General features: G+C 58.7%; 29 protein-coding genes and 1 pseudogene. 10 read left to right on the top strand and 20 right to left on the bottom strand.

The window, feature by feature from the left end; all coding sequences use genetic code 11:
• Positions 1-123: 123 nt before the first annotated feature.
• A pseudogene (locus tag YH62_RS29890) lies at positions 124-372 on the top strand (DUF736 family protein); the annotation flags it as partial.
• A gap of 326 nt (positions 373-698) precedes the next feature.
• On the opposite strand, the gene YH62_RS30380 reads toward YH62_RS29890, so the two are convergent.
• Complete coding sequence (locus tag YH62_RS30380; protein WP_046797655.1) at positions 699-950, bottom strand: hypothetical protein; 252 nt, start codon at positions 948-950, stop codon at positions 699-701.
• A gap of 136 nt (positions 951-1,086) precedes the next feature.
• Between YH62_RS30380 and YH62_RS28210 the strand changes: the two genes are divergently transcribed.
• Positions 1,087-1,353: a type II toxin-antitoxin system prevent-host-death family antitoxin gene (locus YH62_RS28210; RefSeq protein WP_024897924.1), complete on the top strand. Its 267-nt coding sequence runs from the start codon at positions 1,087-1,089 to the stop codon at positions 1,351-1,353.
• Complete coding sequence (locus tag YH62_RS28215) at positions 1,350-1,766, top strand: hypothetical protein (protein ID WP_024897925.1); 417 nt, start codon at positions 1,350-1,352, stop codon at positions 1,764-1,766. The genes YH62_RS28210 and YH62_RS28215 overlap by 4 nt, the downstream gene beginning before the upstream one ends.
• Positions 1,767-1,816: 50 nt before the next feature.
• Here the strand turns inward: YH62_RS28215 and YH62_RS30965 are convergent, their stop codons facing one another.
• From YH62_RS30965 to traC, 4 genes are all read right to left on the bottom strand, one after another.
• A complete protein-coding gene (locus YH62_RS30965) occupies positions 1,817-2,320 on the bottom strand; it encodes a WGR domain-containing protein (protein ID WP_245282236.1) in 504 nt (167 codons plus the stop codon).
• 234 nt (positions 2,321-2,554) lie between these two features.
• Positions 2,555-4,492: a Ti-type conjugative transfer system protein TraG gene (gene traG / locus YH62_RS28225; RefSeq protein WP_046797657.1), complete on the bottom strand. Its 1,938-nt coding sequence runs from the start codon at positions 4,490-4,492 to the stop codon at positions 2,555-2,557.
• Positions 4,479-4,694, bottom strand: a complete 216-nt coding sequence (locus YH62_RS28230; RefSeq protein WP_046797658.1) for a type IV conjugative transfer system coupling protein TraD — start codon at positions 4,692-4,694, stop codon at positions 4,479-4,481. The genes traG and YH62_RS28230 overlap by 14 nt, the downstream gene beginning before the upstream one ends.
• Positions 4,695-4,698: 4 nt before the next feature.
• Positions 4,699-4,995 (bottom strand): conjugal transfer protein TraC, encoded by a 297-nt coding sequence (gene traC, locus YH62_RS28235; protein ID WP_046797659.1) that lies wholly within the window; start codon positions 4,993-4,995, stop codon positions 4,699-4,701.
• A gap of 249 nt (positions 4,996-5,244) precedes the next feature.
• Between traC and traA the strand changes: the two genes are divergently transcribed.
• The 4 genes from traA to YH62_RS28255 are packed head-to-tail and all read left to right on the top strand — an operon-like array spanning position 5,245 to position 10,916.
• On the top strand, positions 5,245-8,568 hold the full coding sequence (gene traA / locus YH62_RS28240; protein WP_046797660.1) for a Ti-type conjugative transfer relaxase TraA: 3,324 nt from the start codon (positions 5,245-5,247) through the stop codon (positions 8,566-8,568).
• A 5-nt stretch (positions 8,569-8,573) separates the two neighbouring features.
• Positions 8,574-9,131: a conjugative transfer signal peptidase TraF gene (gene traF, locus YH62_RS28245; RefSeq protein WP_046797684.1), complete on the top strand. Its 558-nt coding sequence runs from the start codon at positions 8,574-8,576 to the stop codon at positions 9,129-9,131.
• Complete coding sequence (locus YH62_RS28250; RefSeq protein WP_046797661.1) at positions 9,121-10,287, top strand: conjugal transfer protein TraB; 1,167 nt, start codon at positions 9,121-9,123, stop codon at positions 10,285-10,287. The genes traF and YH62_RS28250 overlap by 11 nt, the downstream gene beginning before the upstream one ends.
• A 17-nt stretch (positions 10,288-10,304) precedes the next feature.
• Complete coding sequence (locus YH62_RS28255) at positions 10,305-10,916, top strand: TraH family protein (RefSeq protein ID WP_046797662.1); 612 nt, start codon at positions 10,305-10,307, stop codon at positions 10,914-10,916.
• A gap of 32 nt (positions 10,917-10,948) precedes the next feature.
• Here the strand turns inward: YH62_RS28255 and YH62_RS28260 are convergent, their stop codons facing one another.
• From YH62_RS28260 to YH62_RS28270, 3 genes are all read right to left on the bottom strand, one after another.
• Positions 10,949-11,569: an RES family NAD+ phosphorylase gene (locus tag YH62_RS28260; protein ID WP_046797663.1), complete on the bottom strand. Its 621-nt coding sequence runs from the start codon at positions 11,567-11,569 to the stop codon at positions 10,949-10,951.
• Positions 11,570-12,325 carry a hypothetical protein gene (locus tag YH62_RS28265; RefSeq protein WP_035227102.1) on the bottom strand — a complete coding sequence of 252 codons (756 nt, stop codon included), beginning with the start codon at positions 12,323-12,325 and terminating at the stop codon, positions 11,570-11,572.
• 133 nt (positions 12,326-12,458) lie between these two features.
• A complete protein-coding gene (locus YH62_RS28270; protein ID WP_035227100.1) occupies positions 12,459-12,710 on the bottom strand; it encodes a type II toxin-antitoxin system VapB family antitoxin in 252 nt (83 codons plus the stop codon).
• A 303-nt stretch (positions 12,711-13,013) separates the two neighbouring features.
• On the opposite strand from YH62_RS28270, the gene traR reads away from it, so the two are divergent.
• Entirely contained in the window at positions 13,014-13,718 is a 705-nt protein-coding gene (gene traR / locus YH62_RS28275) for a transcriptional regulator TraR (RefSeq protein WP_046797664.1), read from the top strand.
• 15 nt (positions 13,719-13,733) lie between these two features.
• Here the strand turns inward: traR and YH62_RS28280 are convergent, their stop codons facing one another.
• Positions 13,734-14,033, bottom strand: coding sequence for a transcriptional repressor TraM (locus tag YH62_RS28280; protein ID WP_024897939.1), 300 nt, complete (start codon positions 14,031-14,033; stop codon positions 13,734-13,736).
• 436 nt (positions 14,034-14,469) lie between these two features.
• Here YH62_RS28280 and YH62_RS28285 point away from each other — a divergent pair, with 436 nt between their 5' ends.
• Positions 14,470-15,306 (top strand): LuxR family transcriptional regulator, encoded by an 837-nt coding sequence (locus YH62_RS28285; protein ID WP_082118569.1) that lies wholly within the window; start codon positions 14,470-14,472, stop codon positions 15,304-15,306.
• A gap of 118 nt (positions 15,307-15,424) precedes the next feature.
• Positions 15,425-16,087: an acyl-homoserine-lactone synthase gene (locus YH62_RS28290; RefSeq protein ID WP_046797665.1), complete on the top strand. Its 663-nt coding sequence runs from the start codon at positions 15,425-15,427 to the stop codon at positions 16,085-16,087.
• Positions 16,088-16,127: 40 nt separating this feature from the next.
• Here the strand turns inward: YH62_RS28290 and trbI are convergent, their stop codons facing one another.
• The 11 genes from trbI to trbB are packed head-to-tail and all read right to left on the bottom strand — an operon-like array spanning position 16,128 to position 25,648.
• Positions 16,128-17,423, bottom strand: coding sequence for an IncP-type conjugal transfer protein TrbI (gene trbI, locus YH62_RS28295; RefSeq protein WP_046797666.1), 1,296 nt, complete (start codon positions 17,421-17,423; stop codon positions 16,128-16,130).
• A 12-nt stretch (positions 17,424-17,435) separates the two neighbouring features.
• Positions 17,436-17,879, bottom strand: coding sequence for a conjugal transfer protein TrbH (gene trbH / locus YH62_RS28300; RefSeq protein WP_046797667.1), 444 nt, complete (start codon positions 17,877-17,879; stop codon positions 17,436-17,438).
• Between the two features lie 3 nt (positions 17,880-17,882).
• A complete protein-coding gene (trbG, locus tag YH62_RS28305) occupies positions 17,883-18,713 on the bottom strand; it encodes a P-type conjugative transfer protein TrbG (protein WP_046797668.1) in 831 nt (276 codons plus the stop codon).
• A 15-nt stretch (positions 18,714-18,728) separates the two neighbouring features.
• Positions 18,729-19,391, bottom strand: a complete 663-nt coding sequence (locus YH62_RS28310; protein ID WP_046797669.1) for a conjugal transfer protein TrbF — start codon at positions 19,389-19,391, stop codon at positions 18,729-18,731.
• Between the two features lie 21 nt (positions 19,392-19,412).
• A complete protein-coding gene (trbL, locus tag YH62_RS28315) occupies positions 19,413-20,570 on the bottom strand; it encodes a P-type conjugative transfer protein TrbL (protein ID WP_245282237.1) in 1,158 nt (385 codons plus the stop codon).
• A gap of 17 nt (positions 20,571-20,587) precedes the next feature.
• Complete coding sequence (gene trbK / locus YH62_RS28320; RefSeq protein WP_046797671.1) at positions 20,588-20,770, bottom strand: entry exclusion protein TrbK; 183 nt, start codon at positions 20,768-20,770, stop codon at positions 20,588-20,590.
• Positions 20,767-21,570, bottom strand: a complete 804-nt coding sequence (gene trbJ, locus YH62_RS28325) for a P-type conjugative transfer protein TrbJ (RefSeq protein WP_082118570.1) — start codon at positions 21,568-21,570, stop codon at positions 20,767-20,769. The genes trbK and trbJ overlap by 4 nt, the downstream gene beginning before the upstream one ends.
• Positions 21,563-23,998: a conjugal transfer protein TrbE gene (locus tag YH62_RS28330; RefSeq protein WP_046797687.1), complete on the bottom strand. Its 2,436-nt coding sequence runs from the start codon at positions 23,996-23,998 to the stop codon at positions 21,563-21,565. The genes trbJ and YH62_RS28330 overlap by 8 nt, the downstream gene beginning before the upstream one ends.
• Positions 23,999-24,008: 10 nt before the next feature.
• The gene (locus YH62_RS28335) at positions 24,009-24,308 is read right to left on the bottom strand and encodes a conjugal transfer protein TrbD (RefSeq protein WP_015647762.1); all 300 of its coding nucleotides are present in this window, start codon (positions 24,306-24,308) and stop codon (positions 24,009-24,011) included.
• A complete protein-coding gene (locus YH62_RS28340) occupies positions 24,301-24,693 on the bottom strand; it encodes a TrbC/VirB2 family protein (RefSeq protein WP_046797672.1) in 393 nt (130 codons plus the stop codon). The genes YH62_RS28335 and YH62_RS28340 overlap by 8 nt, the downstream gene beginning before the upstream one ends.
• Positions 24,683-25,648: a P-type conjugative transfer ATPase TrbB gene (gene trbB, locus YH62_RS28345; RefSeq protein ID WP_046797673.1), complete on the bottom strand. Its 966-nt coding sequence runs from the start codon at positions 25,646-25,648 to the stop codon at positions 24,683-24,685. The genes YH62_RS28340 and trbB overlap by 11 nt, the downstream gene beginning before the upstream one ends.
• Between the last annotated feature and the right edge of the window lie 213 nt (positions 25,649-25,861).

The raw sequence follows: 25,861 nt of genomic DNA on the forward strand, positions 1-25,861 counted from the left end.
CCAGGGCGACAAGGGCGAGCACAAGCTCATCTGGTCTCGCTGACCAGAACCACGGCGCTCCGCTCAAAGCGGGGCGCTACCTTCAATCCCACCGGGATTATGCGGAGCAAAATCCCTTACAACCGCCGGGAATCCAGCCTTCAGCGACCGGCACTCCGCATAATCACCGTCTCAGCATAATCGACGTTTTGCGGTGCACCGCAAAACGTCGAGCTAGGTGCCGCGTGGCAGAAGACCTCCGAGCAGGGCCGCGACTACCTCTCGGTCAAGCTCGACGATCCGAGCTTCCCGGCTCCGATCTACGCAACGCTCGCCGAGGTCGAAGGCGAGGATGGCCTCCAGCTCATCTGGTCCCGCCCGAACCGTGACTGATTGACATCACGGGGCTCCGCCACCGGCGGAGCCTTCTCCTCTGCCGAGAAGTCAAAACCGGACCCGGCATCGAGCCAGGTCCGGCTTTCTTGGTGGCATACGGATAGCGGGGGAAGCTGCTCAGAATAAGCGATCGTACCAAGCAGGCATCGCGGCCCCAAGGATGAGCGGTTCCCCCAATTTGCTACACCCGCCCGAAGGGCAGCTTGCGCAAATCGGCTCCCCCACTCCCCGGCCCTGCCGGTCGCTGGCGCGATCCCTGACCCCGCCATCCCCTCTCGGACCCGTCGGTCATCTTTCACAAACGTCAAGGAGACGAAGATGACTTACGAACTCGAAATCCAGATTGAGGATAACGCGCCGAACTCAAGAACGCTTTTGACGCTGATGAGCGCCGAGAGATTGCGGCCGAACTCGAGCTGGCCGAGGCCGAGATGATCGTTGCCATGGCCGAACAGCACGGCCTTGTCGACGCCGAGCCGCCCTTCTGAGGGCGGCATATAACGACAGCCAGGCTGGCGGTTTGCGGTGTCGAAAGGAGTTGGACGCGCCATGGCGTTCTTGCCGAGCGAGGTCACCGATATCCGAAAAACTGTCGCCGCCAGATGCGGTCACCATATTCAGCATTTACATCAATGCTGTATTTGCTGTATTTTGTCGCCAACCGAACTATCTATCCAATTCACTGTGATTTTACTGCGAGGAGACGCTCAAATGACCAGCAGCACCGGTTCCTACACCACGAGTGACCTCTCGCGGAAGTCAGGCGACATTATAGCCGAGGCCTTGCGCCATCCAGTTACCATCACTCAGCGCAACAAACCGCGACTGGTGCTGCTGAACATCGAGGATTATGAACGGCTGATGCGCCAGTCCGATATGCGTGCTGCAGGCACGCTTGAGACCATGCCCGACGCATTACTCGCCGAGTTTGAGAGTGCTGTCGACGCTTACGCCGACAGCGATGAGACAAACCGATGAGTGGATATGACGAGATCCAGACAGCGACGGTCATCCGTTATCCCTATCTCTGGAGCCGTGAAGCCGGAAAGGGCGAAACAGAGGGACGCAAAGATCGACCGGTAGCCGTCGGCGTCCGGATCCCTCGAGCGGGTGGTGACCTCGTGCTGTTCTTTCCCATCACGACGAAGCAGCCGGAGCGAAGCCGGTTCGCGGCGGAGATACCAGCAATCGAAAAGCGCCGCGCCGGGCTTGATGTCGATTTGCGCCTTTGGATCATCCTCGATGAGTTCAACAGCGACATTGTCGGACGGTCGTTCTATCTCGAACCTGAACCGCCGATCGGTCGCTTCAGCAAGGCATTCTTCCTGCCACTCCTCAAGGAGTTCATCTCACGCCGCAAGTCTTTTGCCGAGGTCAGCCGATCCAGATAGTGCCGTCCGGCGACGCCACGAGCGTCACCAATTCTGGCCGGAATATCGTTTCACAACGTTGCAGATTTTTTGTGTAGGTAGGAGCGGCTTCCGCGTTCTTCACGGACTGCGGGACTGTATCCTCTTGCTCGCTTCTGAGAAATGAGTTCCAGAAAGAGCTCCACCGCCTCCTCTTCTCGCTCGAAGTGATGAACCTTCATCTGGCCTCTGGTTCCGATGCGTCCCCAGCGCCGCATAAGACATGCCTCTCCGAAGAGGGTCGGTTCGATCGACATGGCATAGAAGCGCGCCATATTCTTCTCAGCATCCGAGCGTTCGATATAGAGGTGATAGGGCTGGGCGATCATGGTGAGAGGATCGCGCAATCGGGCCCATGCGTCCAACGACAGTTGTGAATCGATGGTCGCGGAGCGATTCAGTTTTGTGAAGTATGGACAGAAGGAGCACCGGGCGGTCCGCCTTTGGCGTACGGCTCTATTCGCTGAAGCGAACGAAGCCCAACTGTGGTCTTCGCCGATCCCGGTAACGATCCTCTCGCGATAGCAGACCGCCATTGATCAGTATCCCAGGTAACCGAGAATCTCGGCGCCACGATAGTCGGCTTGCTCGTCTGGATGAGCGATGACATCACCGGTCGTGACGTGACATCCACCAAAGCGCTATCGCTTTCGCGAACGATGGCCTCAATATGATGGACGCGGCATTCTTCGATGGCCTCTTCTGCCGTGACCTGTGCCTCGCAGGCTTCCCAATATCTCATCGCCCGATCTCCGGATCTGGGTTCTCCCTCAGACCCTGATTTCCAATGGTCCACGTTTTCCCTGGAAGCGGTTATCGCCAACGCAGGACTTCATGTCGGCTCGCCGGAACCACATCGCGCGACCGCATCGAAGCGGCGCATTTCCCCCGGTGAACACAATCTGCTCATCGGCACGCATGCGCAGGACTTCGTGCGGCTGGATCAATGGTCGGCTGGCAAGTTGCTTTGATCGGGTTCGTGACGAACCCCTCGCCTGAAAACTCCGGCTGACCTGATCGATCTCGACTGTCGTTGTTCCACAACGCCGGGAGATATAGTCCGCGGTCTCCGGATCGTTGATCGCTGAGAAACTGATCCAGCTCGCGCTTTCGAACCACTTGCTGGTGGCGTCGAGTCCGCCATAGGTTTCGCGCATCTGACCGATCGACTGATAGATCATCAGAAGCGTGATCCCGTACTTGCGGCCGGCATCGCGTGCCGTCTCAAGGATCCTCATGAAACCCAGGCGAGCGACCTCGTCGAGAAGGAACAGAGCGCGTCCCGGCATCGCCCCGTCACGATTATAGAGGGCGTTCAGGAATGAGCCGATGATCACCCTTGCCAGACCACCATGGGTCTCCAGCGTTTTAAGATCCAGGGCGACGAACACGTCGGTCTTTCCCGATGCGATGTCATCGGTCGAAAAGGTCGAACCGGACACGAGACCGGCATAGTTCGGATAGCTCAGCCAATGGGTTTCTTTGATCGCATTGGCATAGACGCCGGAGAAGGTTTCGGGCGTCATGTTCACGAACGCTGCCACGTTCTCCTTTACGAAATCGGACTCGGAGTTGTCGTAGATTTCCTGCAGCCGCGCCCGCAGCTTCGGCTCCGGTTCCGAGAGGTTCATGCGCACTGTCCGCAGCGTTTGATCCTTTTTTTCCGTATGACCCGAGAGGCAGACATCGGCGATGATCGCCGTCAGCAGCTGCAAGCCGGATGCCCGAAAGAAATCGTCCCGTACGCCGCTGGCGCGGCCGCTCTCGCTCATGATCCACGAGGCGACCGCGGCGATATCCTCTTCTTTCGTCCCGCCATGCTGACCGATCCAGTCGAGGGCATTGAACCCGATATCCGGATCCTTCGGGTCAAGCACGATCACATCACGGCCGGCTTCGCTCCGGTGCGCCTTGACCATCGGCGCCACCTCATTGGATGGATCAAGTACGATTAACGTGCCGCCCCATTTCAGCGCCGTGGGAATCGTGACCGACGTTGTCTTGAAACCGCCGGAGCCGGCGAACACGATGCCATGTGACGATCCGAACGAACCGTCGAAGCAGAGCAGCGGTGACTTTCCCCCGGCGCCCCATGTCTCAGGCATATCGGTCCGAAACGAGAGTGCCGCCGTGCTGTCGCGATCGACACGATATCGCTCGCCGATGACGATGCCGCCGTCCTCTGCGAACAGCTTCCCTGCCTCCGGCAGTTTCATCCATTCCGCCTCGCCATGCAGCGCGCGTTTACCCCGGATACGTTTCGGCTCGGAACGCGAGAACGCGGCGTTGCCGATCACCGCAACGCGAAGCGCGAACATGCCCGAGAACAGAGCTGCCGCAGCTCCTGTCATCGTTGCCGGATCGATATAGGACAGGATCGACCTGGCCGCAGGCACCTGTCCGGCAAATTGCGAAAGCCGTATTCCTTCCCGAACGATGGCGAGGGCAATAACGGTGCCCGATCCGGCAGCTACGCCACACCCTGCGGTCTTGATGTTGACCGATCCCTGGGCACTGAGGAGAAAGATCAGCCCGATCGCAGCACTCGCCACATAGGGCAACGCTAGGCCGATTCGGCCGAGCGTCAATTTCGCCTCCGCCGTTTTTCCGAACGTCGCGAGCCACTGTTCGATCCCCGGCAACATCAGTGCGATGGCGATCATCGCCAGCGGCGGAACAACGGCGAGCAGGATCTTATTCGCTGTCATTGCCGAATGCCTCCGCGCCGATTGCGGTCAGACGGGATCGCTCCGCCTCATCGCCCTTGATTTTCTTTTGCGCTTCGATCAGCACACCCAACAGAAGCGCGCGTTTCTCATAGCGCAACCCGGCTTTGACGATCAGGCCGCCCAACTCGATCTTCTCGCGAGCGTCCTTCTTTCTGGCCTCTGCTGTGGTCAGCCGCTGCATCCGCTCAAGCCTCGCCAGCCTGGCTCGTAGCCGCGCCAGCGCTGAGCGACGTGGCCGACGATGTTCCGGTCGCTCCAGCGGCACCCTTTTCTTTTCCGTTCGATCCGGCTTTCGTTCCGCGAAACCGCTTTGCAACGTCCTCGAAAGCTGCCTGAAGGTCGGCGTCGTCGACTTCGATCTCTCCAAGTCCGGCCTTCAGCGCAATGCGGCCGATGCGTTCGGCGTCACGCGTTTCTGCCTGCTTCAGCTGTTCCTGCAAGCGGGCAAGTTCTTCGCGGATTTTCGACGTTGGCTTCTTCATCGGGATGCAATCTCCAGTGATATCCGTGGAATGATGGCAGAGAGTCCCCGATTTTTCCCCGGCAGGACAGGTACAAATTTGTACCTCGCCAAAGCGTCAGCATTTGGCGAATGATCCCGCCGCTCGACAAGAGCGGATCCAAGGGCGCAATTATACGTCGCTGACGCGACGTTCTGCTTTTGCCCCCTGGCGGGGCAACCTCTTGCGATCAACCAGTTGATTTCGTTCGCAAGAAGGAGCGATCCGCCCGTGGCCGTCCCGCATTTCTCAGTCAACATCGTCGCCCGTGGCTCTGGGCGCAGCGCCGTGCTGTCTGCGGCCTACCGGCACTGCGCCAGGATGGAGTATGAGCGGGAAGCACGCACAATCGACTACACCAGGAAGCAGGGTCTTCTGCACGAGGAGTTCGTGATCCCTGCCGATGCGCCAAACTGGCTGCGCGCCATGATCGCCGATCGATCGGTCTCGGGAGCCTCAGAAGCGTTCTGGAACAAGGTCGAGGTGTTCGAGAAGCGGGTCGACGCCCAGCTTGCCAAGGACGTCACCATCGCGCTGCCGATCGAGCTATCCTCCGAGCAGAACATCGCGATGATGCGAGACTTCGTTGCCGAGCATATCACGTCGAAGGGTATGGTCGCGGACTGGGTCTATCACGATGCACCCGGCAACCCGCATGTCCACCTGATGACGACATTGCGGCCTCTGAGCGGGGACGGGTTCGGTGCTAAGAAGGTTGCTGTTCTTGGACCAGACGGCCAGCCCATTCGCAATGACACTGGCAAAATCATCTATGAACTCTGGGCGGGTGGCACCGAGGGCTTCAATTCCTTTCGTGATGGATGGTTTGCTGTGCAGAACCGGCATCTGGTGCTTGCCGGGCTGGATATCCGCATCGATGGCCGATCCTTCGAAAAGCAGGGCATCGACCTGACACCGACCATTCATATCGGGGTCGGTGCCACCGCCATCGAGCGAAAATCGCAAACAGAAAACGGGCTGGCGACAGCCGGGTTACGGAAGCTCGAGCGGATCGAATTGCAGGAGGAGCGGCGCGCGGAGAATGTCCGGCGCATCCAGCGCAATCCCGGTATCGTGCTCGATCTCATCACTCGGGAGAAGAGCGTCTTCGACAACCAGGACGTGGCGAAGGTCCTCCATCGCTATGTCGACGATGCGGCTCTCTTCCAAAGCCTGATGGCGCGGATCATGCAGCATCTGGAAGTGCTGCGTCTCGACCGCGAGCGGATAGACTTTACCTCCGGTGTCAGGACGCCTGCCCGCTACACGACACGCGAGATGATCCGCCTTGAGGCTGAGATGGCAAACCGGTCCATATGGCTGTCCGGGCGCAGTTCCCATGGCGTCCGCGAGCCAGTGCTTAGGTCGACGTTTGACCGGCACACACGGCTGTCGGATGAGCAGAAAGCGGCGATCGAGCATGTCGAGGGGCCGGCACGCATTGCAGCCGTGATCGGGCGCGCCGGCGCCGGCAAGACAACAATGATGAAGGCGGCGCGCGAGGCTTGGGAAGCGGCCGGTTATCGTGTCGTTGGTGCCGCTCTGGCGGGTAAGGCGGCCGAAGGATTGGAAAAGGAAGCGGGTATTCTTTCCCGCACATTGTCGTCCTGGGAACTGCGCTGGGCCCAAGGTCGCGACCATCTCGATGACAAGACCGTTATGGTCCTCGACGAAGCCGGCATGGTCTCCTCCAAACAAATGGCGCAGCTTGTTGAAGAGGCAACGGTGCGCGGGGCAAAGCTCGTTCTCGTCGGTGATCCCGAACAGTTGCAGCCGATTGAGGCCGGTGCTGCGTTTCGGGCAATCACCGATCGTATCGGCTACGCCGAACTCGAAACCATCTATCGCCAGCGCGAGCAATGGATGCGCGACGCGTCGCTCGATCTCGCCCGCGGCAACATCGCCAAGGCTGTCGAGTCCTACAGCGCAAACGGTCGGATGATGGGATCGACCTTGAAGTCACAAGCTGTCGAAAACCTTATTTCCGATTGGAACCGCGAGTACGATCCGGCCCATTCCTCGCTGATCCTCGCACACCTTCGCCGCGACGTGCGGATGCTCAATACCCTGGCGCGCGCCAAGCTGGTCGAGCGCGGCCTTGTCGATGACGGTTACGCCTTCAAGACGGAAGACGGTATCCGTCATTTTGCCGCTGGCGACCAGATCGTCTTCCTCAAAAATGAAAGCTCGCTTGGCGTCAAGAACGGCATGCTGGCCAAGGTCGTGGAAGCCGCCCCGGGGCGTATCGTTGCCGAGATTGGCGAGGGCGAGCGCCGGCGGACGATCAGCGTAGAGCAGCGGTTCTACAACAACGTCGATCATGGTTACGCGACGACGATCCATAAGAGCCAGGGCGCGACCGTCGACAGGGTCAAAGTTCTGGCCTCGCTGTCCCTCGACCGGCACCTGACCTATGTGGCGATGACCCGTCATCGCGAGGATCTCGGCGTCTATTATGGCTCGCGGTCCTTCGCCAAGGGGGGTGGCCTTGCCGAGCTTCTATCGCGCAAGAACTCCAAGGAAACGACGCTCGATTACGAGAAGGGCGCCTTCTATCGCGCGGCCCTTCGCTTCGCCGACGCGCGGGGTCTGCATCTGGTCAATGTAGCGCGCACCCTCGTTCGCGACCGCCTCGACTGGACCGTTCGCCAGAAACAGAAGCTCGTCAATCTCACCGCCCGCCTGGCGACGATCGGCGCACAGCTCGGTCTCAAGCGCCCGAATCCCCATGTGACCCCGAAACCCTTCATGGAGGCAAAGCCAATGGTATTAGGCATCACGACGTTCCCGAAATCGATCGACCAGGCCGTTGAGGATCGTCTGACTGCCGATCCCGGTTTGAAGAAGCAATGGCAGGAGGTCACGACACGCTTTACCCAGGTCTTCGCCGAGCCGGAGACCGCGTTCAAGGCGGTCAATGTCGATGCCATGCTGAAAGATCCGGCAAGAGCGCAGACAACGCTTGCAAAGATCGCAGCTGAGCCGGAAAAGTTTGGAGCGCTCAAGGGCAAGACCGGCATCTTCGCCGGAGCGAACGAGAAGGCGGCGCGCGACACCGCACTTGTCAACGCGCCTGCCTTGGCGCGAAACCTCGAGCGATATGTGACGGCGCGGGCCGAGGCAGAGCGCAAGCATGAAGCGCAAGAGCGGGCGATCCGTCTCAAGGTCTCCGTCGACATCCCTGCCCTCTCTCCATCGGCCAGGCAGACGCTGGAGAGGATCCGCGATGCGATCGATCGCAACGATCTTCCTGCCGGCCTCGAATATACGCTGGCCGACAGAAACGTGAAAGCCGAGCTCGAAGGCTTCGCCAAGGCTGTGTCTGAGCGCTTCGGAGAACGCAGCCTGCTCCCGCTGTCGGCGAAAGATGCAAACGGCGAGACCTTCCACAAACTGACGGCCGGGATGAACCCCTCGCAGAAAAGCGAAGTTCAGTCGGCCTGGAACAGCATGCGCACTGTGCAGCAGCTCGCCGCGCACGAGCGCACCACGCTGGCATTGAAGCAGGCTGAAAAAGCGCGGCAAACCCAGACCAAGGGGCTCTCCCTCAAATGATTATGATGATGCGTGAAGGTTGGACGATGCCTCGTCAACGACGCCGCGCCTGCGTCACGATATCTGTGGCCGCCGGCATGTTTGGCGTCCTCTTTGCTGCCGGTTGGAGTGGTGGTCTGCGCATCAACACGACGCCGAGTGAGCCGCTCGGCCTGTGGCGCATCGTTCCGCTCACCCGCTCCGTCTTGCCCGGCGAAACAGTTTTCGTCTGCCCGCCTGACAATCCCGCTATGCGCGAGGCGCGACAGCGCGGATATCTCCGGCGGGGACTTTGCCCCGGTGGTTTCGGACCGTTGATAAAGACTGTCATCGCGGTGGCGCGACAGCGCGTGGACGTCAGCGATCACATCGCAGTTGATGGCGTGCCAATCCGCGGATCCCGCATCGCAGAGAAGGATGCACAGGGGCGATCTCTTCGGCACGATCAAAGCAGGATGGTGCGGCCCGGAGAGGTGTATTTGCATTCCGGCTTTATCGGCTCATGGGACTCCCGGTATTTCGGGCCGGTGCCTCAGTCCGGCGTACTCGGTCTAGCACAAGAGGTGTTGACCTATGCGCCGTGAGGTCATGATAATTGCCGTTCTCGTTTCGCTTGCCGTGGTGGTCGGGGCGGTTGGCTGGAGCGGGCAGGTGTCCCTGCTCCCTGCGGCAACCCTCTTCCCGCTTCTGTGGGCCCTTTCATCAACGCGGATCGCAGCGGCCGTCGTCGCGGCCGGCTATTTCCTGGCGGCGTCGCGAGGATTGCCGTCGGGCGTCGCACAGTTCTTTGCTGCGGATCTCTGGGTCGGCCTCAGCTTCTGGGTCGCGGCGGCATCCTCTTTCGTTGCTGTCCATGCGGTATTCTGGACAGCACGGTCGGGCTTGGTAAAAGCGGTGCGATATCTCCTCATCTTGGCTCTCACCGGTCTGCCTCCGCTCGGGATCACAGGCTGGGCGCATCCGTTGACGGCGGCGGGAATTCTGTTTCCGGGATGGGGATGGTGGGGGCTGCTCGCTTTGACAGCCGTCCTGATCGGTCTCGTAACCCGGATCGGGCCGGCTATCGCCATTGCTCTGTCAGGTCTATGGCTTTGGTCCGCCGCATCGGGGACAAATCAGATTCTACCGGTGGGGTGGCGTGGTGTCGACCTTGAAATGGGTGCGAGCCTTGGCCGCGACAGCTCACTACAACGTCAACGCAACCTGATCGCACTCGTTCAGGAGGTTGCGGGATCTGGCGCAGCCGTGGTGGTTCTGCCTGAAAGCGCGCTGGGCTTCTGGACGCCAACCCTTGAACGTCTCTGGCGGGAAGGATTGCAAGGGGTCAGTGTGACGGTAGTTGCCGGTGCGGCTGTGATTAATGCGAATGGCTACGACAATGTGATGGTGGCTATTGATGGGGGTGGCGGACGTGTCCTCTATCGCGAGCGCATGCCTGTGCCGGTTTCGATGTGGCGTCCATGGGAGCGATGGATAGGAGAGACTGGCGGCGCCCGCGCCAGTCTCTTCGCCAATCCCGTCGTCGAGGTCGCGGGCCGAAAGATCGCGCCTCTTATCTGCTACGAGCAGCTCGTACTGTGGCCCATTCTCCAGTCGATGCTACACCGACCCGACGCGATCGTTTTGATCGGCAATGGCTGGTGGACGACGGGTGGCAACATCGTCGCCATCCAGCGCGCGAGCGCCAAAGCCTGGTCCGCCCTGTTTGGCGTCCCCCTTGAGATTTCCTTCAATACCTGAACTTTGGAGCCTTCGTCATGGATGCTGCCTTTATCGCGGAATGCGCCGATCCCTCCCTGAAACCCGCCATCGTCGAGCAGTTCGTAGCCGCTGTCGGTCCTGGCGATCCGCTGGCCGTCACGGTGAAAGCCGGTGGACGGCTCATCCTCGTACCAAAACCGAAGACGCCCGACGAGGCTATGGAGATCATACGCCAGTATGTCGGGCAAGCCGTCGTGCGTGTGGGCCTTACACAGTTCCCGGCGGGTGTCGGCGTGAAGGACGCGTCCGAGCTGAAACCAGATCTGATTGAGCCTTGCGAAAATCTTCGCATGGGGACGAGGATGTTTTCCAAGATCATGCGCATCGTTGCTAAATGGTATGGCAACCCAACGAGCAAAGAGGTGCTTCCACAGATCTTCGAAGATGCCGTTTACGCTTGGAACACTGGCCAGTTCGAGGGGCAAAGCGTGTTTCAGGCGGAGGATCCAGGTGGAACGATCGTCGATCGGAAGGAAGTTTCTCCGGATGCCGCAGACAAACCTGCTGATGCCACCGCCTCCCAGAGCGAAGTGGAGCCCTCAAACGAAGGAGAGGTTGGGACTGCGGGAATTCGGGTCGATTTGTCCCGGATCGGTGGGCAGAAGTAGTGCTGTATCCGACTTCGACGACAGGTAAAATATCAGGGATCAGGTTCGACAATTGCGACATTGAGGTCGTTGAGTATATCAGCCAGACCCGGCGCGCGGATCAGCTTCGTCGTGCGGACCGCCTTCAGTTTTCCAATAGCTCGATCGAACACTGCAAGGTTGGTGTGGCCGTTGAGCCGAGACGGGTAGATGATGCCGTCCACCTGGCTGTCGTGTTCATTGAAGGCGACCGCCCACTTCCGTGCGAGGGATTGCTTTGAGCCCTTCGCGACATCCGTCGGCACACCCATCTTGATCGGCCCGTCGTCTCGAAGATCGACCATCATCAGCGGATTGATGACCTCGATCTCTGCGAAATTGCGGTCGTACAATTCGGATTCAGCTATCGGCAGGTCGCCGAGGACCCCATCGCGTTGATCGCGCAAGACGGCTTCGAGAAAGCACACCTTCACCGTATCGCCCAAATAGAGCACCCCGAACCGGTTAGCGAATTTGCGCCGGCGTGGATCGCTGAAACGGCTCGGCGTTTTACCGAAGCCCAGTGGATCAGGGTAGGTGCCCAGATAGATGCGACCGAACCGAAGTCCGGCTGCGACCGTATGCAGGTGAAGGCTTGCATTTGCAAAGCCGGGAGGCGGCAGAGTACGTGCCATTCAGCGGAAATCTCGACCAATGCTCTCGACGACCTCGAGCGCTTGCTCGGTCCGTCCCCGCTCCAATGCCTCGCGACCTGTCAGTCCGTCCAGCTCTCCGTGGGGCTGGACCAGGAACCGGTAAACCGCCCAGGCTCCGCCCAGTCGCTCGTGGAGCGTTGCAAGCGCTGCAAACGGCTTGCCATCGGCATCGATCTGCCAATCCGGGAAGCGAAAGCCGCGTTTCGCGCCATCCAGCCCCAATACCAGTCCGGTCTGGCGCTTTGAATTCACCGTTACCCTTGTCGTGCCAAGCAACTTGGCGAATTCGTCGGCATTCAGCATGTCAGTGCCGCTGAGCACCTCAGCAGCCTTTATGCGTCCCCGCGCCCGTGCGGCCACCAACGCCTGCTCCAATTCCGGATCCAGCGCATCGTTTTCCTCTACGACAGGCACCGTTGTCATTTCCACCGCCTCAACGGGAGTGACAACCATCTCACCTTCGGAATCGACATCGACACGGAAGCTGACCGGGTGGCCAGCAGAACGGCTTTTTGCGATCGCCTGACCGTATTCCTGGAGGAGCGCCTTGACGCGATTTGGATTGCCGGTCAGGGCTTTTGATGCATTGTCAGGGATCTTGATCTTGAAGGCGGCTCTCCCCTTCGCCAGCGGGGCGGCGCCTGTGGTCAGGAAAAAAGCCATGGATTCAGCGCCCGGTTTTTCGCGCCCGCTTGCACCGTCACGTATGCTGGTTTTGGACTTCAGAGATGCCATCACTCACCCTCCGTTCGGAGAGCTATATATGGCAAGGTTGGTTAAGTTCGTCAAGTTGGTAAAGCCGTAGTGCTCCTGATCCTCTGTGTCCTGATTGCGGCTACGTGGACGACTGCGGAGTGATCGACGGCAATCATGGTTGATGCAGGTCGTCGAGGATTTCTTTCGGGGACGATGTATCAAGCAGCGGTAGGGCAGAAACCTTTTCTCCGATCGCTGTCATCTGTTCGACGGTCATGCGATGTCTCACAGGCAGGTCGCCGAAAACCCCGAGGGCCTGAGCTTCACGTTCGAGGGCAGCGCGTATGATATCGTCCGGTCTGCGCCCGACACGGGCCGCAATTTCGCGGGCAAGCTGTTCGGTGTCGTGGGTAAGCTGCAACATGGGTTCGCTCTAAATGGGTCCTTCCATGTAAAGCATTTCGCGAAACAATGACAGATTTCTGCTCAGGCCATGAAACCTAGATCGCTTGGCCAATTGTGAGCTGACACGTTTTCCGCGAGTAAGCAAAATCCGTGGTTTGCAATTCCGAGAAAACGATTTAGAAAACCATTCCGTGATGGTCAACTTATGCGATTGAATATGCTTCATTCTTTACCAGGTCACTGTTCGCGCGCGTCGCGGTCCCTTTGACTGCCGACGCATTTCGTCACCGCGCAACGGGTGCGATTTACAGGGAGAGTATGGATGACAAACTGGGTCGAGAAACTGCTGGATATCACTGTGATCGGAAACGATCAGTCCATGGTGAAGGGTGCACTGGCCAATCTTGCTGATCGGTTCGATTTTGTGGGCTATGCCTTCGTCAACATTCGTCCGGGGCAGACCTATGCGGTCTCCAACTACGATATCGACTGGCAGAGAATCTATGACACGCTGGACTACCGGTTCATCGATCCGGTCATGCGGCAGGCCCAGCTGATAAGGCGCGCTTTCGCCTGGTCCGGCGAAGCCGACAAGAGCTCGCTGTCAAAAGAGCAGAAAAACTTCTTTTCGAAAGCCGCTGATTTCAACATTCGCTCGGGCGTTTCCATCCCGGTCGCCACTGCCAACGGTGCGATGTCCATGCTGACATTTGCATCGGCGAAGTCTTCTCTTGCCAGTGATATGGAGATTGATGCCATTATGGCTGCATCAGCGGTCGCTCAACTTCATGCCCGTCTTGAGCACTTGCGGGTCACGCCCTCCATCGAGGAAAAGATCGTCCTGACGCCGAAGCAGGTGAACTACATTCGCTGGCTGTCGCTTGGCAAAACCGTCGAGGTGATCGCTGAACTGGAGCAGGCAAAGTATGCTGGCGTCCGCTCTGCGATTGACGATGTCAGAACGCGCTACAATCTGGCCAATCATGCGCAGTTGGTGGCTTTGGCTATCCGACGCGGCCTGATTTAGGCTGATGTGGCGTTGTCAGGCCTTGGGCGTATAGCCTAGAATGTGCAGCAGGGTGGTCAGCACCGACATTTGCGCGTGCATCCTGATGGTTGCCTCGAGATAGGCAATATGGGTATCGCCAACAAGCTCCTTACCGGCTTTAACGTCAGCCGGCAGTTCATTGAACAGATTTTCTGCCCGCTCCAACAGTTCGCGATGTTCGCGGATTGCATCGATCGTGAGACGTTCGACGAGCGGTGACGGAAGCCCATGCAAGAGGCCTACCAGCGGCTTCAGATCGACTGCCTCTCCATTCAATCGGTCGTCGGCGTCCATGTTCAACTCCCAAAACAGGAATGCGCGGTGCGCCCCCGCATAGTTCCTGACCCCTGGCGATCGGGGAGTTAGTAACCGAGCATGCGTCGGCCCATGGACCTTTAGTTCCGAGGAACCTGGACATACGTCCACGGCTCCCCGACCATAGGTCGAGGAATTCGGCGCCCTAACGGCGGACGCCAAACCGGCATGCGTCGGGTTACTAAGCCCGGAGGCAGCGCGTACTACCTCACCAGCGCTTATAGCGACCTAACCCAGTCCGTGCCACCGCAGATTTGCTGACGTGCGAGGTCGGCTCGCGGCCAGCGATTGAAGAAGGAGACTGCGTCGTTGTCGCTTTGGTGTCCAAAATGAAACGCGGGGATCGTTCAGTAGTCGAACTATATCAACCTCCGCGTCGCTACGCCTCTCCACGTCGAGAGGTTGCGTTTGAACCATGAAAGCAATCAGGCTACAGCACAATCCGTTGAAGTTCCGCATCACTGCCGAACTCGTTTGGCTGATCATTCGATCTCTGCGGTGGATTGTCAGTCCGCAGTGCTGGAAACTTATATTGACAGGATCTCTCGCCGATTTTTCCGACGTCAAGGAGCGCCTTGCAAAGACGGGCTCGGTGACCGAAGCGCTCCATTTGATACAATCCGCTTACCGCGTCGACTTCATAACCTACCATCTCGCTTCGACGGTGGTTGGTGATTTTGACGCCCCGTTCGTGCGGACAACCTACCCGGATGCGTGGGTATCCACCTATCTGTTGAAGGGCTATGTCACCATCGATCCTGTCGCGCGCGAGGGCTTTCTGCGCCAGGTGCCATTCGATTGGCGAGAACTCGAAGTCGCGCCCGAGATGCTGATGTTTCTGGAAGACGCAATACGCCATGGGATCGGCCGCTTTGGTTTTTCCATCCCGATATCGGATAAAGCAGGTCGACGGGCCATCCTCTCTTTGAATTCGAACGCCTCCGCCGAAGACTGGGAGGATCTGGTCGATGCTCATCGGAGTGAATGGGTCGATCTCGCGGATCTCGTCCACCAGATGGCAGTGTTCGAGCTACATGGCGCGAGCGATCCGATCCCGGTCTTGAGTCCGCGGGAACGTGAGTGCCTCTACTGGAGCGCGCTCGGCAAGGATTACAAGGATATCGCGCTTATTCTCGGCCTTTCCCATCACACGACCCGCAGCTACATCAAATCGGCCAGGACGAAACTTGGTTGCGCCACCATCTCGGCGGCGGCCACTCTTGCCCTTAAGCTACGTGTGATCGCGATATGAGCCGATCGCCCGGATACCTCTGAGCAATACCCGCATATGGGCTTGAGCATATGCGGGAATATCTGGCTTCCCCGTGAGGCGGCATCTTCCAGCCAAGATCAACAGCTGGAGATAAACCTTGTTCATTCTGGTTCAGGCGCATCAGTACACCCGTTATAAGCCTCTCATGGATCAGGCATTTCGCCTTCGCAAACGCGTCTTTCACGATCAACTCGGTTGGGCCGTGACAATCGACGATGATTGCGAGCATGACGAGTACGATGCTCTACGGCCGGCTTACCTGATGTGGTGCAATGATCGCGCGGATCGCCTTTATGGAACGCTGCGGCTGATGCCCACCACCGGCCCGACGCTTCTTTACGACGTCTTTCGCGACACGTTTGCGGGTGCCAGCCTGATCGCACCCGGTATCTATGAGGGGACACGAATGTGCCTCGATGAGGAAACACTCTCCGAGGACTTTCCGAGCCTGGAAACGGGCAAGGCTTTCGGCATGCTGTTGCTGGCATTGTGCGAATGCGGATTGTCGCACGGTATCGAGACGCTGGTCTCGAACTACGAGCCGCAGCTGGCGCGCGTCTATCGTCGGGCGGGGCTCGCGGTTGAAGAGGTTGGCCGCGCAGACGGCTATGGTCGCTCTCCGGTTTGCTGCGGTGTTTTCGAAGTTTCAGAGGAAGTTCGCACGCGCATGCAGCAGGCGCTTGGTGTCGCGACACCCCTTTATGCAGGATATCGGCCGCGCAAAATTGCGGACAGCGAGACCGTGCGCGTATCGGCCTGATCCAGGAGTTGTCCAAAGGGCGGTTGCGACAACGTGTGCCTCAACCGCCATAATTGCCGGGAAAGACAATATCTTGGTCTACGAGAACGTTGAACTTGTAGCCCGGCCGGATTTGGATGGTGGGCTGAACATTCAAGTTCTTGGAAATCGTCTGCTCCGCGACGCGGCCGAAGGTCTCGGCAAAGTTTCTACGCGCCGCGTCTGAAGCCGTATCCTGTGTGGCGAGGGTCGAACTCTCCGGAACCGCCATATCGATGCCGGTACCTATAAGTGCAACAAGCGCCGCCGACCCAAAGGTTCGAAAATAGTGATTGTTGACCTTGTCCGAGAAGCCGCCATAGCCCTGCGAGTCCGTTCCAGCCATGCCGCCGATCTGCAGTGTCGAGCCGTTCGGGAAGATGACATCCGTCCAGACCACCAGAACGCGGCTTTGGCCAAACGAGACCTTGCTGTCATAGCGTCCGAGTAACTTGGTACCCTGCGGAATGAGAAGAAAATGTCCTGTGGCGCTGTCGTAGATGTGCTGGCTCACCTGCGCTGTAATCCGGCCCGGCAAATCGGACATGATGCCGGTAATCATGGTCGCGGGGATGACGGAGCCGCGCTTCAGTTCATAGCGTGACTGCTGAGGTACAACCTGGTTCGGCAGGTAGCCGAGATCCTTGATGTCGGCGTTGAAGAAATCTTCTTTCGCAATCTGCCCATTTGGATCAACATTCTGCCCCACCAAACCTGATTTCATGGCCGCGGCATAGAGATCGGAGGCACCGTTATTGGTGGCCGGCTGCCGGTCTGTTGTTCTGGTGTTGTTGGAGATATTTCCCAGCTCCGAGATTTTGACCTTCAGCGGCGAGTCAAACGCAGTGGCACGGGCCTGAAGGCTGGCCATCCGCTGTCGTTGCTGTTCACGAAGGACTTGCTCGCGCTGCTCGCGTCGAAGTCGGGCCAACCATTCTTCTTCCGAATCCATTTGCGGTCGGCGCTCTTCCCGTGCCTGCTGCTTTATCTGCTCCTCTTCAATCGGCTTGGCATCTACAATTGTTTGGGTTGCGGGTGTGGGCTGGAATACAGGCTGCTCTTCACGATCCCCGATGATGCCGTCTTTCACCCCGCGCTTCATCTGATCAGCGAAGGTCGAGGCCGGGACGTTCGAGCCTGCTTCATCCGGAATTCTGTCGCCGAACCCCAGTCCCCGGGATGATATGCCGTAGACAAGGACACAGGCGACGACGACTGCGATACCGATGCCAAAGAACACCGGCAGGCGATTAAGCCGTTTCATGCCCTTTTCCTGCGAGGCGCTGCTCGGATTGCCGAGCTGGAGCGACTGGACCATATCTGTCTCTCCTCAGTTTCGCTTCATCAATGAAAGCGGGCTTGCCGGCGTGGCGCCACCTGATGACACCGAATAGGCTCGCCCAAGCTCGAGTGTCTCGCTGGAAAGTCTTGCCAGCACCTGTCCGTCAACGTCGATCAACGAATATGCCAGCTCGATCGGCTTGGCGGTGTCTTTCAATGAGCGCGCCTTGTCATCCGTCACGACAGTGAAACCCCACCCCTTCAACGCGGCCTCGAGCGCGGTCGCGAAATCCGATGTGTCGTTGTGAAGCCTGATCGGCGTGGCGGTTGACCCTGCCTGCTCGGCGTAACGTCCAGCCATGTCGCCGGCGATAGCGCTTGCCACGGGGCCTGTTACAGTCGAAGGCGCGGCGCTCGTCGTGATCGCGTCTGTTCCGGTCTGGCAACCAGAGAGAAGAACGCCAGCAACAAATAGAAGAAGGCAAAGGCGCATCGATCAGCCTCCCCGCCGGATGGTGATTTTCTGCTGACGCCAGCCGACGCCCGAAACAAGGACAGCCTTGTCGATGTTGTAATCGACAATCATCATGTCGTTTTTCATCCGGTAGTTTACGATCCGGTTTTGCCCGCCAGAGACCACGAAGAGGACCGGCGCATCCTGACCGGAGAGCGTTCGCGGAAACTGTATGTAGGTCTTCTGCCCATCCGAATAGACGCGCTTCGGCTTCCAGGGCGCGCTGCCGCTCAGCGAATAGGCGAAGGCAAGTTGCTCTGGCGGTACGCCGCCGTCGGAATTGGTCATCGTCTGAATTCGAGCGTTGATGTCGGACAATCTCGTCGCGGCCTCTTCCGGATACTCGAAACCAACGCGGGCCATGTACTGGCTTGGATGCGATTTGAGCTGAATGTGATACGTGCGCCTCGACGTCGTCACGACCATCGATGTGACCAGCCCGGCCTCAGACGGTTTGACGATCAGGTGAATTGCCTGTCCGCCCGCAGCACCGGATGTGGCCGGCTCGACCTTCCAGCGTACCGTGTCGCCGACAAGAACGTCGCGGACAATCTCCCCACCCTGAAGCTCGATGTCGCAGACCTGTAAAGGTGAGCAGACGACAGAAGGCTGCGTCTCACCGAACAGGAAGATGACTTTTCCGTCGGCGCCCGTTGTAACCAGTCCCCGCTGCCCACGCCATTTGTTGGAGAGGGTGGTTCCTTTCGCCTCATTCGTCGTCAGGCTCTGGGCAAAGCCCGATGTCGTCGCCATGGACCAAAATGCAAGCGCCGTCATGCAGCATAGCGCTGTCCTGTTTATCCTTGTATTCATTGAAGTCCCCTGCCCTTACAGTTGCGCGGTCCAGTCGAAGTCCTTGACATAGAGGCCGATGGGATTGAGACGGATCGTCGCCTCGTCCTGGGGTGGGGTGATCGCCACCGTGGCTATGCCGCGAAATCGGCGTGTCGCGATTTCCTTGCCCTTGCGATCACGCTCATATTCGGTCCAGTCGATCTGATAGGTCTGGTTCGACAGCGCGACGATGTTGTTCACCTCGATGGCGACGGTCGCATTCACGGCCCTCTCGAACGGCGAGTTGCCCCGGAACCAGGCATTGATCTTCTGGGTCGATGGATCGCTTGTCCTGAGAAGCGCATATGTCCGGTCGATGTATTGCTTCTGGACGACGGCGTCGGGCGTAATGGAGCGGAAGCTCGTGACAAAGCCTCCGAGCGTGGCACGGATGACGCGTGCATCGGCATATTCGATCTGCTGCGGAAACCCGGCGGAGACGGTGTTTCCGAGCTTGTCGACCTCGACGATGTACGGCACGAGTTTGACTTGCGTGCTGAGATACAGCGAATAGCCAAAACCGATCACCGCCATACCCAGGCTTAAGATTCCGACCGTCCGCCATGCCGAAGCCGCCTTGACGTAAGAGCCGTATCGTTCCGACCATTCCTGCCTCGCGGCAAGGTACGGGTTCTCCGGGGCGCGTTGCGCTGCCATATTGTTATCCCTGTCTTGAAATTACGGTTTGTCTTGTCGTTCCGGCGGTTGACCGGGCGAGGCTCCCTTGCCACGAGCCTGGTCGAGCTTCGCGTTCGCCAGGCCAAGGATGGAGCCGGCATAGGCACCGGGCGACCCGATCGCCTTCTCCTTGGCTGCGGATCCTGCGGCCTGCCCGGCCGAGCCAAGGCCTGCACCCACTCCGCGAATAGCCGCTCCTCCAAAGGATGATCCGGCAGCCCGCGCTGCTTGCCCTGCAGCAAATCCTGCTCCAGCCGCACCTGCGGCCAGGAAGGCTCCGCCGGTCGCGAACGACGCCGCCTGCCCACCGTGCTGAATGGCTTCCATCCCGCCGGAAACAGACGCCCCCTGAACGACGCCCTGCATAATGTTTGGAACATACATCGCGATGATAAACACAACGACCGAGATGCCGGCGATCGCAAGTGTCGTGATGAACTGGTCGGTCTCGGCGGTAGGGGCCTGAGCAAGTCCCAAGAGGACATTGGAGCCGATCTTTGCGATCATGACCAACGCCATGAGCTTCATGCCAACGCCGAAAGCATAAACGAGATATCGGACAGCAAAGTCCTTTGTGAACGAGGATCCACCAAGGCCGAGCATAATCATTCCCGCGAGTAGGCCGACATACATCTCGACCATCACAGCCACGAAAATCGCCGCCACCAGCGAAAAGCAGATCACAACAATACCCATGGCGAGAACGGCTGCGATCGCAAGGGCATTATCCTCGAAGACACCGAACTTAGCCTGTTCCGACATCTGCGAAGCGACACGGATACCCGCATCGAAAACCTCCGCGGGCGAAGCTGACCCACTGCCGGCCCCAATCTGATAGAGACTATCGACAACAGCTTCGGCAAACGTCGGTCCCTGGGTCAAAACAAAGGCAAAAAAGCCGATGAACATGATCCTCCGCACAAGCTCTGCGAACCAGCTGTCGAGGGATGCCGACTGAATGGCGAGCCACACCGCGGCAATCCCCACCTCTATTCCGGCGAGGATCCAGAACAGAGACCTTGCCGCATCCATGATCGTTGTTTCCCAGCCCTTGGCAGCGGAAGAAACCTGATTTTCAAGTTCCGTGAGGACTTGGCCCTGCTGTGCAAACGCTGGGCCGGCCAGCATAAGGCATGCAAGTCCTGTTGCGAAAAGCATCAACTCGATCCGTGCCCTCACCATCTTGGACGCATTTCCTGGCCCTTTTCGATCGGGGGTAGGTCCTTTTTCACACCGAAAAACTTCTCACCCATTTTGGATGCTGACCGCTCGTCGGATTTCATGATGAACACCGTTGCTGCGGATACGGATGCAACTGCTACCAAAAGCGCGATAGCGATGATAACCGCGCGGCTCACCAGCGTGGCTCCATCTTCTGACCTTCGGGGACGCCACTGGTGTCGGCGTTGAAGAACTTTTCCCGTCGGGCCTGTGCCAGATCCTTGTCGGTTTGCTCGCTTTGCAGCCACGTCCCCATCATCGTCATCTGCTGGGATACGAGACCACGCAGCTTCTGCATTTGCGCAACCTGCTGCGCCGCAATTTCGTGGCCGACCTGGAGAGCTTTCATTTGGCCATCGGCAGATTCCGACATGTTTCTGAGGGAGCCCATCGTATCCTCCTCGCTGTCGAACTGGTCAGCCGTCAGGCTCGCAGCCTTGAGCGTGCTGGCGATGGTGTCGCGGTTGGTGTCTGACCAACGGGCATAGTTCGAGGATAGGTCCGTCCCGTTGGCGGCGGCAGTCTGAAGATCAGCATAGGATTGAAAGCGCTGCTTCAGCACATCATCTGCGCTCCCCATCGAGAAAGAGATGCTCTGTCCTTGGTCGACGATATCCCGCAGCCGGTTGAGGTCGTTTTCGACTTGGCCCCAGATGTGATCGGGCAGCTGCGCGGTATTTTGCAGCATGTTTTCGTAGATGTTCAGCTGGTTTTGGATCTGCTCGGCCAACTGGCTGATCTGTGTCAGCTGATTGTCGACTTGCAGGACGGAGCTTTTAAGGAGGTCGACGAGCTGTGCATTGTTGGCAAGCTGTGTCCACTCGGTTGCAGCGCCCGTCGCTGAGCCGGCAAATGCTGGTGCCGAAGCGCAGACTGCAAAAGCTGCCACGACAGCCGTCGCGGATTTGCTTCTGAGCGATAGGATATGGTCAAGCATAGCGATTGATCCCTCTTTCAATGAGCCATTGGGTCGGCCAGTCTTTGCCGTAGGTTGAGAGAAGTTCCCGGATGCGGGCGAGGTCGGCTTTGCCAGAAGCGCCGACGAAGGACAGCGTGAGTGGCCCGAGCCCCATATCAAAGAGCCGTCGTCCATCAGGCGACGTCACGTAATATTCACGCTTTGGAATGGCGGTTGCGACGATTTCAATCTGGCGAGGATTGAAGCCGATACGCTCATAAAATTCTCGTGTCCCGGATTCCCGAGCCGCCCCGTTTGGTAAGCATATCTTGGTTGGGCAGGATTCCTTCAGGACATCGATGATGCCCGAACGCTCTGCGTCCGAAATTGACTGGGTGGCGAGAACGACAGCGCAGTTCGCCTTTCGCAGCACCTTCAGCCACTCGCGGATCTTGTGGCGAAAGACAGGATGGCCGAGCATCAGCCACGCCTCATCGAGAATGATGAGACTTGGTGCCCCCGTGAGCCGTTTTTCGATCCGGCGAAACAGATAGGTTAGCACGGGTACGAGATTTCGCTCGCCCATATTCATCAGTTGCTCGATCTCGAAGCACTGGAACAGACCGAGGGTTAGCGAATCCCGTTCAGCGTCGAGAAGCTGGCCCATGGGACCGTCAACAGTATAGTGGTGCAACGCGTCCTTGATCTCCCGCATCTGCACGCCGCTCACAAAATCCGACAGCGACCGGCCTGGCGCCCCCGCCATCAAGCCGATCTGCCGAGATATGGCGTTTCGGTGGTCCGGGGTGACCGTGACACCCTGCAGGGAGACGAGTGTTTCGATCCATTCGGAGGCCCAGGCGCGGTCGGTATCGGTCGAGAGGTCGGAGAGAGGGCAAAAGGCAAGCCTAGCCCCCTCCCCTGCCTCGCCGCCGATTTCGTAGTGATTGCCATCCACGGCCAGCGTCAGAGGAAGGATGGAGTTGCCTTTGTCGAAGGCGAAAACCTGCGCACCCTCATACCGGCGAAATTGCGCTGCGATGAGCGCGAGAAGCGTTGACTTGCCGGAACCGGTTGGTCCGAAAATCAGCGTATGCCCGACATCATCCACGTGAAGGTTCAGTCGGAAGGGTGACGATCCGGAAGCCACCTGCGTCAGTGGCGGCGCGTCGGGTGGATAGAATGGGCAGGGCGCAAGTAGACTGCCCGACCAGACGGAATTGAGGGGGATCAGGTCTGCGAGATTGCGGGTGTTTATCAGAGGTTCCCGGATGTTGCAGTACCAGTTGCCTGGCAAGCTCCCGAGGAATGCGTCCGTCGCATTCAACGTCTCGATCCGCGCGCCAAATCCTTCAGCCTGGATCAACCTTCGAACGGACTCGGCTTTATCGGCAAGATTCTCTCTGCTTTCGTCGAATAGAATGATCACCGGCGTGTAGTAGCCATAGGCGACCAGCTGCGAAGATGCCTCGGCGATCGCGTCTTCAGTCTCCGCGACCATGGCCATTGCGTCCTGGTCAACGGATCGGCTGTGCGTCTGGAAAAGTTGGTCGAAAAACGGCCGCACTTTTTGCTGCCATTTCTTGCGCGTGCGCTCCAACCGCTGTTTGGCTTCCTCAGCGTCCAGAAAGATGAAGCGCGACGACCAGCGATAAGTGAGCGGCAGGAGATCGAGGCTGTTGAGGATGCCTGGCCAGCTCTCGGCCGGCAAACCGTCGATCGCTATCACGCTGAGGAACCGGTTTTCGATCTTCGGGGTAAGGCCGTGCTCTAGCTCCGCGGTGGCCAGCCAATCCAAATACATTGGAATTTCAGGTAGACGGACTGGGTGGTTTTCACCGGTGATGCAGAATCTGATGAACTGGAACAGCTCATCATAACGGGCAATGCGGGTGCCACCGCGTTCCGGCACCTCACGCGTCCGCATACGCTCAATGGAGATGACGTTGCCGAGGTACTGCTCGATCTCTCGGGTGGAGCGCCTGAAACTGTCGAGCACTGTATCGGCATAGGTAGCCGTCCGGCTCTCGGTGTCCGAGTAGATGTACCGCGTGACGCCAGAGCGCCGGCGCTCAGGAGGGCGATGTGTCAGGACGAGCGCATGCCGGCTCTCGAAATGCCCGCGCTCTTGTTCGAAGTGCTTGCGCCGCTCATCATCGATCATGCGAGTGACAGCATCGGGGAAATGACTGCGTTCCGCAGAAGGATAGTCAGTCGTCGGGATGCGCACGGCCTCGACCTGGATCATCCAGCCGGAACCTAGCCGTGAAAGGATCGTATTGATTTGACGGGACAGCTCGTTGCGCTCGAAATCCGTGGCGCTCTCGGAGTCAGGGCCGGCAAAATACCATCCCGCCATGAGACTTCCGTCCTTGAGAAGAATGATCCCGTTATCGACCAGTCCGGCATAGGGCACGAGATCGGCGAATGACGGTGCGGACGGACGAAGGGAACGCAAAGCGACCATCATTGAACCTTTAGAAACGCCGCCACGGCGAAGACGTGGGCAGGTAGTGGTGCCGGTAGCGCAAATGCCGCACGTAGACGTGACGCATGAGGGGATCGGATTTTGCCATCATGCGCAGCGCGCCGACGATCACGAACCAGATGGCGATGCCAAACAGCGCTGAATACAGGGTGAGCACGACGAAGATCAGGATGATTGCCACCAGCCCTGTGACAAGCAGGAGCTCCCGGTCTGCCCCCATCAAAAGGTTCGGCCGTGAAAGAGCGCGGTGAATGCGATTGCGTTGGAGAGCGGAATGCGGCTCACCCATTGGCCCCCTCCCATCTTGCAACGGACATCGGATGGGAAACGGTCCCTGGCAAACTTGTGGCAGTGATGCCGATCGACGCGCCGGTCGCACCGAACAGTCCGACAATCGTCGTCGCCCCCAGCAGGATACCGGCGACCAGTACGATGTAGACGAGGCGTCGCGCGAAATCGTTGAGCTCGCCGCCGAAGATCAGCATTCCGCCGGCGATCGCCATGGCGGCAAGGGCAATTGCTCCTGCGACTGGCCCAGTGATGGATTCCTGGATCTGTTCAAGCGGTCCCTCCCAGGGAAGACTTCCACCGGAACTGGCAAGGGCGGGCGCTGCAAACGCTGCGCAAAATATTGCAGCGAGTAGCCCGAGGCGAAAAAAGCGATTATGCAGCATGAATGTCCTCATCAATTTGAGCGTAATGTTCGGTCTGGTACCGGCTACCGCTGAAGCCTTCGACGTTGATGACCTCTCGTACCCGTCTCCCCCTCCCCGCGCGCTCGATCGAGATAACAAGATCAACGGCCTCCCCGATCACAGCCTGCATCGGCTGCTGACTGACCTCGGCAGTCAGCTGCTCGAGACGACGCAAGGCAGACATGGCGGTATTGGAGTGGACGGTGGTGACGCCACCGGGATGGCCGGTATTCCAGGCCTTCAACAGCGTCAGTGCGGCGCCATCGCGGACTTCGCCAACGATGATGCGGTCAGGACGGAGGCGCATGGTGCTCTTCAGCAGCCGCGCCATATCGATCGTGTCACTGGTATGTAGGCACACTGCATTTTCTGCCGCACACCGGATTTCCGCAGTATCTTCAAGAATGACCATGCGGTCGTCCGGTGCTGACGCTATGATTTCGGCGATCACTGCATTGGCGAGGGTCGTTTTGCCTGAGCCCGTTCCCCCGGCGATCACGATGTTGAGGCGGTTCGCGATTGCGCTGCGGATCACAGCTGCTTGTGCTTCGGTCATCACCTTCTCAGCGACATAGTCGTCGAGGGGAATAAGCCGAGAAGCTCGTCGCCGTATTGTGAAGGTTGGCGACGCGACAACTGGAGGTAAAAGCCCCTCAAATCGATGGCCCCCGATTGGCAGTTCTCCGGAGATGATGGGACGCTCATCGTCGGCTTCTGAATGCAAGGCATGAGCGACGGAGCCAATAATGGTTTCGGCAGCTGCCGCCCCCATTTCACCGGCCGGAGCGATTCCGTGGCCCAGCCTCTCGATGAACACTTTGCCGTCCGGGTTGAGCATGATTTCCACAACACCAGGGTCGTCGAGGGCGATACAAAGGCGATCGCCTAGTGCTTCTTGAAGCTTGCGCACAAGGCGGGAATGCGACTGAAGCATTGCGACGTTCTCCTCGCTGATTGATTTGCGGGAGAAAAAAGCGGGACGGGACCAAGCTGTCCACGTACAAATTTGTACCTCGCGATTCTCTGTCGTTTCCTACACGGTGGCGCAAGTTGGAGAGACGGCCTGTCGGCGTCTTGGATATTTGAGAACAGATTGTGAGGGAAAGAGATTTTGGGCGGGAATTTATACCAGGCTAAAACTTTGGAA

This window comes from Rhizobium sp. LC145 (genome assembly GCF_001005825.1).
Classification (GTDB): Bacteria; Pseudomonadota; Alphaproteobacteria; order Rhizobiales; family Rhizobiaceae; genus Neorhizobium.

Excerpts from the sequence above, each read along its gene's own strand:
- YH62_RS28210 (WP_024897924.1), top strand. The coding sequence starts at position 1,087 with ATGACCAGCAGCACCGGTTCCTACACCACGAGTGACCTCTCGCGGAAG.
- YH62_RS28215 (WP_024897925.1), top strand. The coding sequence starts at position 1,350 with ATGAGTGGATATGACGAGATCCAGACAGCGACGGTCATCCGTTATCCC.
- YH62_RS30965 (WP_245282236.1), bottom strand. The coding sequence starts at position 2,320 with ATGGCGGTCTGCTATCGCGAGAGGATCGTTACCGGGATCGGCGAAGAC.
- traG (WP_046797657.1), bottom strand. The coding sequence starts at position 4,492 with ATGACAGCGAATAAGATCCTGCTCGCCGTTGTTCCGCCGCTGGCGATG.
- YH62_RS28230 (WP_046797658.1), bottom strand. The coding sequence starts at position 4,694 with ATGCAGCGGCTGACCACAGCAGAGGCCAGAAAGAAGGACGCTCGCGAG.
- traC (WP_046797659.1), bottom strand. The coding sequence starts at position 4,995 with ATGAAGAAGCCAACGTCGAAAATCCGCGAAGAACTTGCCCGCTTGCAG.
- traF (WP_046797684.1), top strand. The coding sequence starts at position 8,574 with ATGATGCGTGAAGGTTGGACGATGCCTCGTCAACGACGCCGCGCCTGC.
- YH62_RS28250 (WP_046797661.1), top strand. The coding sequence starts at position 9,121 with ATGCGCCGTGAGGTCATGATAATTGCCGTTCTCGTTTCGCTTGCCGTG.
- YH62_RS28255 (WP_046797662.1), top strand. The coding sequence starts at position 10,305 with ATGGATGCTGCCTTTATCGCGGAATGCGCCGATCCCTCCCTGAAACCC.
- YH62_RS28260 (WP_046797663.1), bottom strand. The coding sequence starts at position 11,569 with ATGGCACGTACTCTGCCGCCTCCCGGCTTTGCAAATGCAAGCCTTCAC.
- YH62_RS28265 (WP_035227102.1), bottom strand. The coding sequence starts at position 12,325 with ATGGCATCTCTGAAGTCCAAAACCAGCATACGTGACGGTGCAAGCGGG.
- YH62_RS28270 (WP_035227100.1), bottom strand. The coding sequence starts at position 12,710 with ATGTTGCAGCTTACCCACGACACCGAACAGCTTGCCCGCGAAATTGCG.
- traR (WP_046797664.1), top strand. The coding sequence starts at position 13,014 with ATGACAAACTGGGTCGAGAAACTGCTGGATATCACTGTGATCGGAAAC.
- YH62_RS28280 (WP_024897939.1), bottom strand. The coding sequence starts at position 14,033 with ATGGACGCCGACGACCGATTGAATGGAGAGGCAGTCGATCTGAAGCCG.
- YH62_RS28285 (WP_082118569.1), top strand. The coding sequence starts at position 14,470 with ATGAAAGCAATCAGGCTACAGCACAATCCGTTGAAGTTCCGCATCACT.
- trbI (WP_046797666.1), bottom strand. The coding sequence starts at position 17,423 with ATGGTCCAGTCGCTCCAGCTCGGCAATCCGAGCAGCGCCTCGCAGGAA.
- trbH (WP_046797667.1), bottom strand. The coding sequence starts at position 17,879 with ATGCGCCTTTGCCTTCTTCTATTTGTTGCTGGCGTTCTTCTCTCTGGT.
- trbG (WP_046797668.1), bottom strand. The coding sequence starts at position 18,713 with ATGAATACAAGGATAAACAGGACAGCGCTATGCTGCATGACGGCGCTT.
- YH62_RS28310 (WP_046797669.1), bottom strand. The coding sequence starts at position 19,391 with ATGGCAGCGCAACGCGCCCCGGAGAACCCGTACCTTGCCGCGAGGCAG.
- trbL (WP_245282237.1), bottom strand. The coding sequence starts at position 20,570 with ATGCTTTTCGCAACAGGACTTGCATGCCTTATGCTGGCCGGCCCAGCG.
- trbJ (WP_082118570.1), bottom strand. The coding sequence starts at position 21,570 with ATGCTTGACCATATCCTATCGCTCAGAAGCAAATCCGCGACGGCTGTC.
- YH62_RS28330 (WP_046797687.1), bottom strand. The coding sequence starts at position 23,998 with ATGGTCGCTTTGCGTTCCCTTCGTCCGTCCGCACCGTCATTCGCCGAT.
- YH62_RS28335 (WP_015647762.1), bottom strand. The coding sequence starts at position 24,308 with ATGGGTGAGCCGCATTCCGCTCTCCAACGCAATCGCATTCACCGCGCT.
- YH62_RS28340 (WP_046797672.1), bottom strand. The coding sequence starts at position 24,693 with ATGCTGCATAATCGCTTTTTTCGCCTCGGGCTACTCGCTGCAATATTT.
- trbB (WP_046797673.1), bottom strand. The coding sequence starts at position 25,648 with ATGCTTCAGTCGCATTCCCGCCTTGTGCGCAAGCTTCAAGAAGCACTA.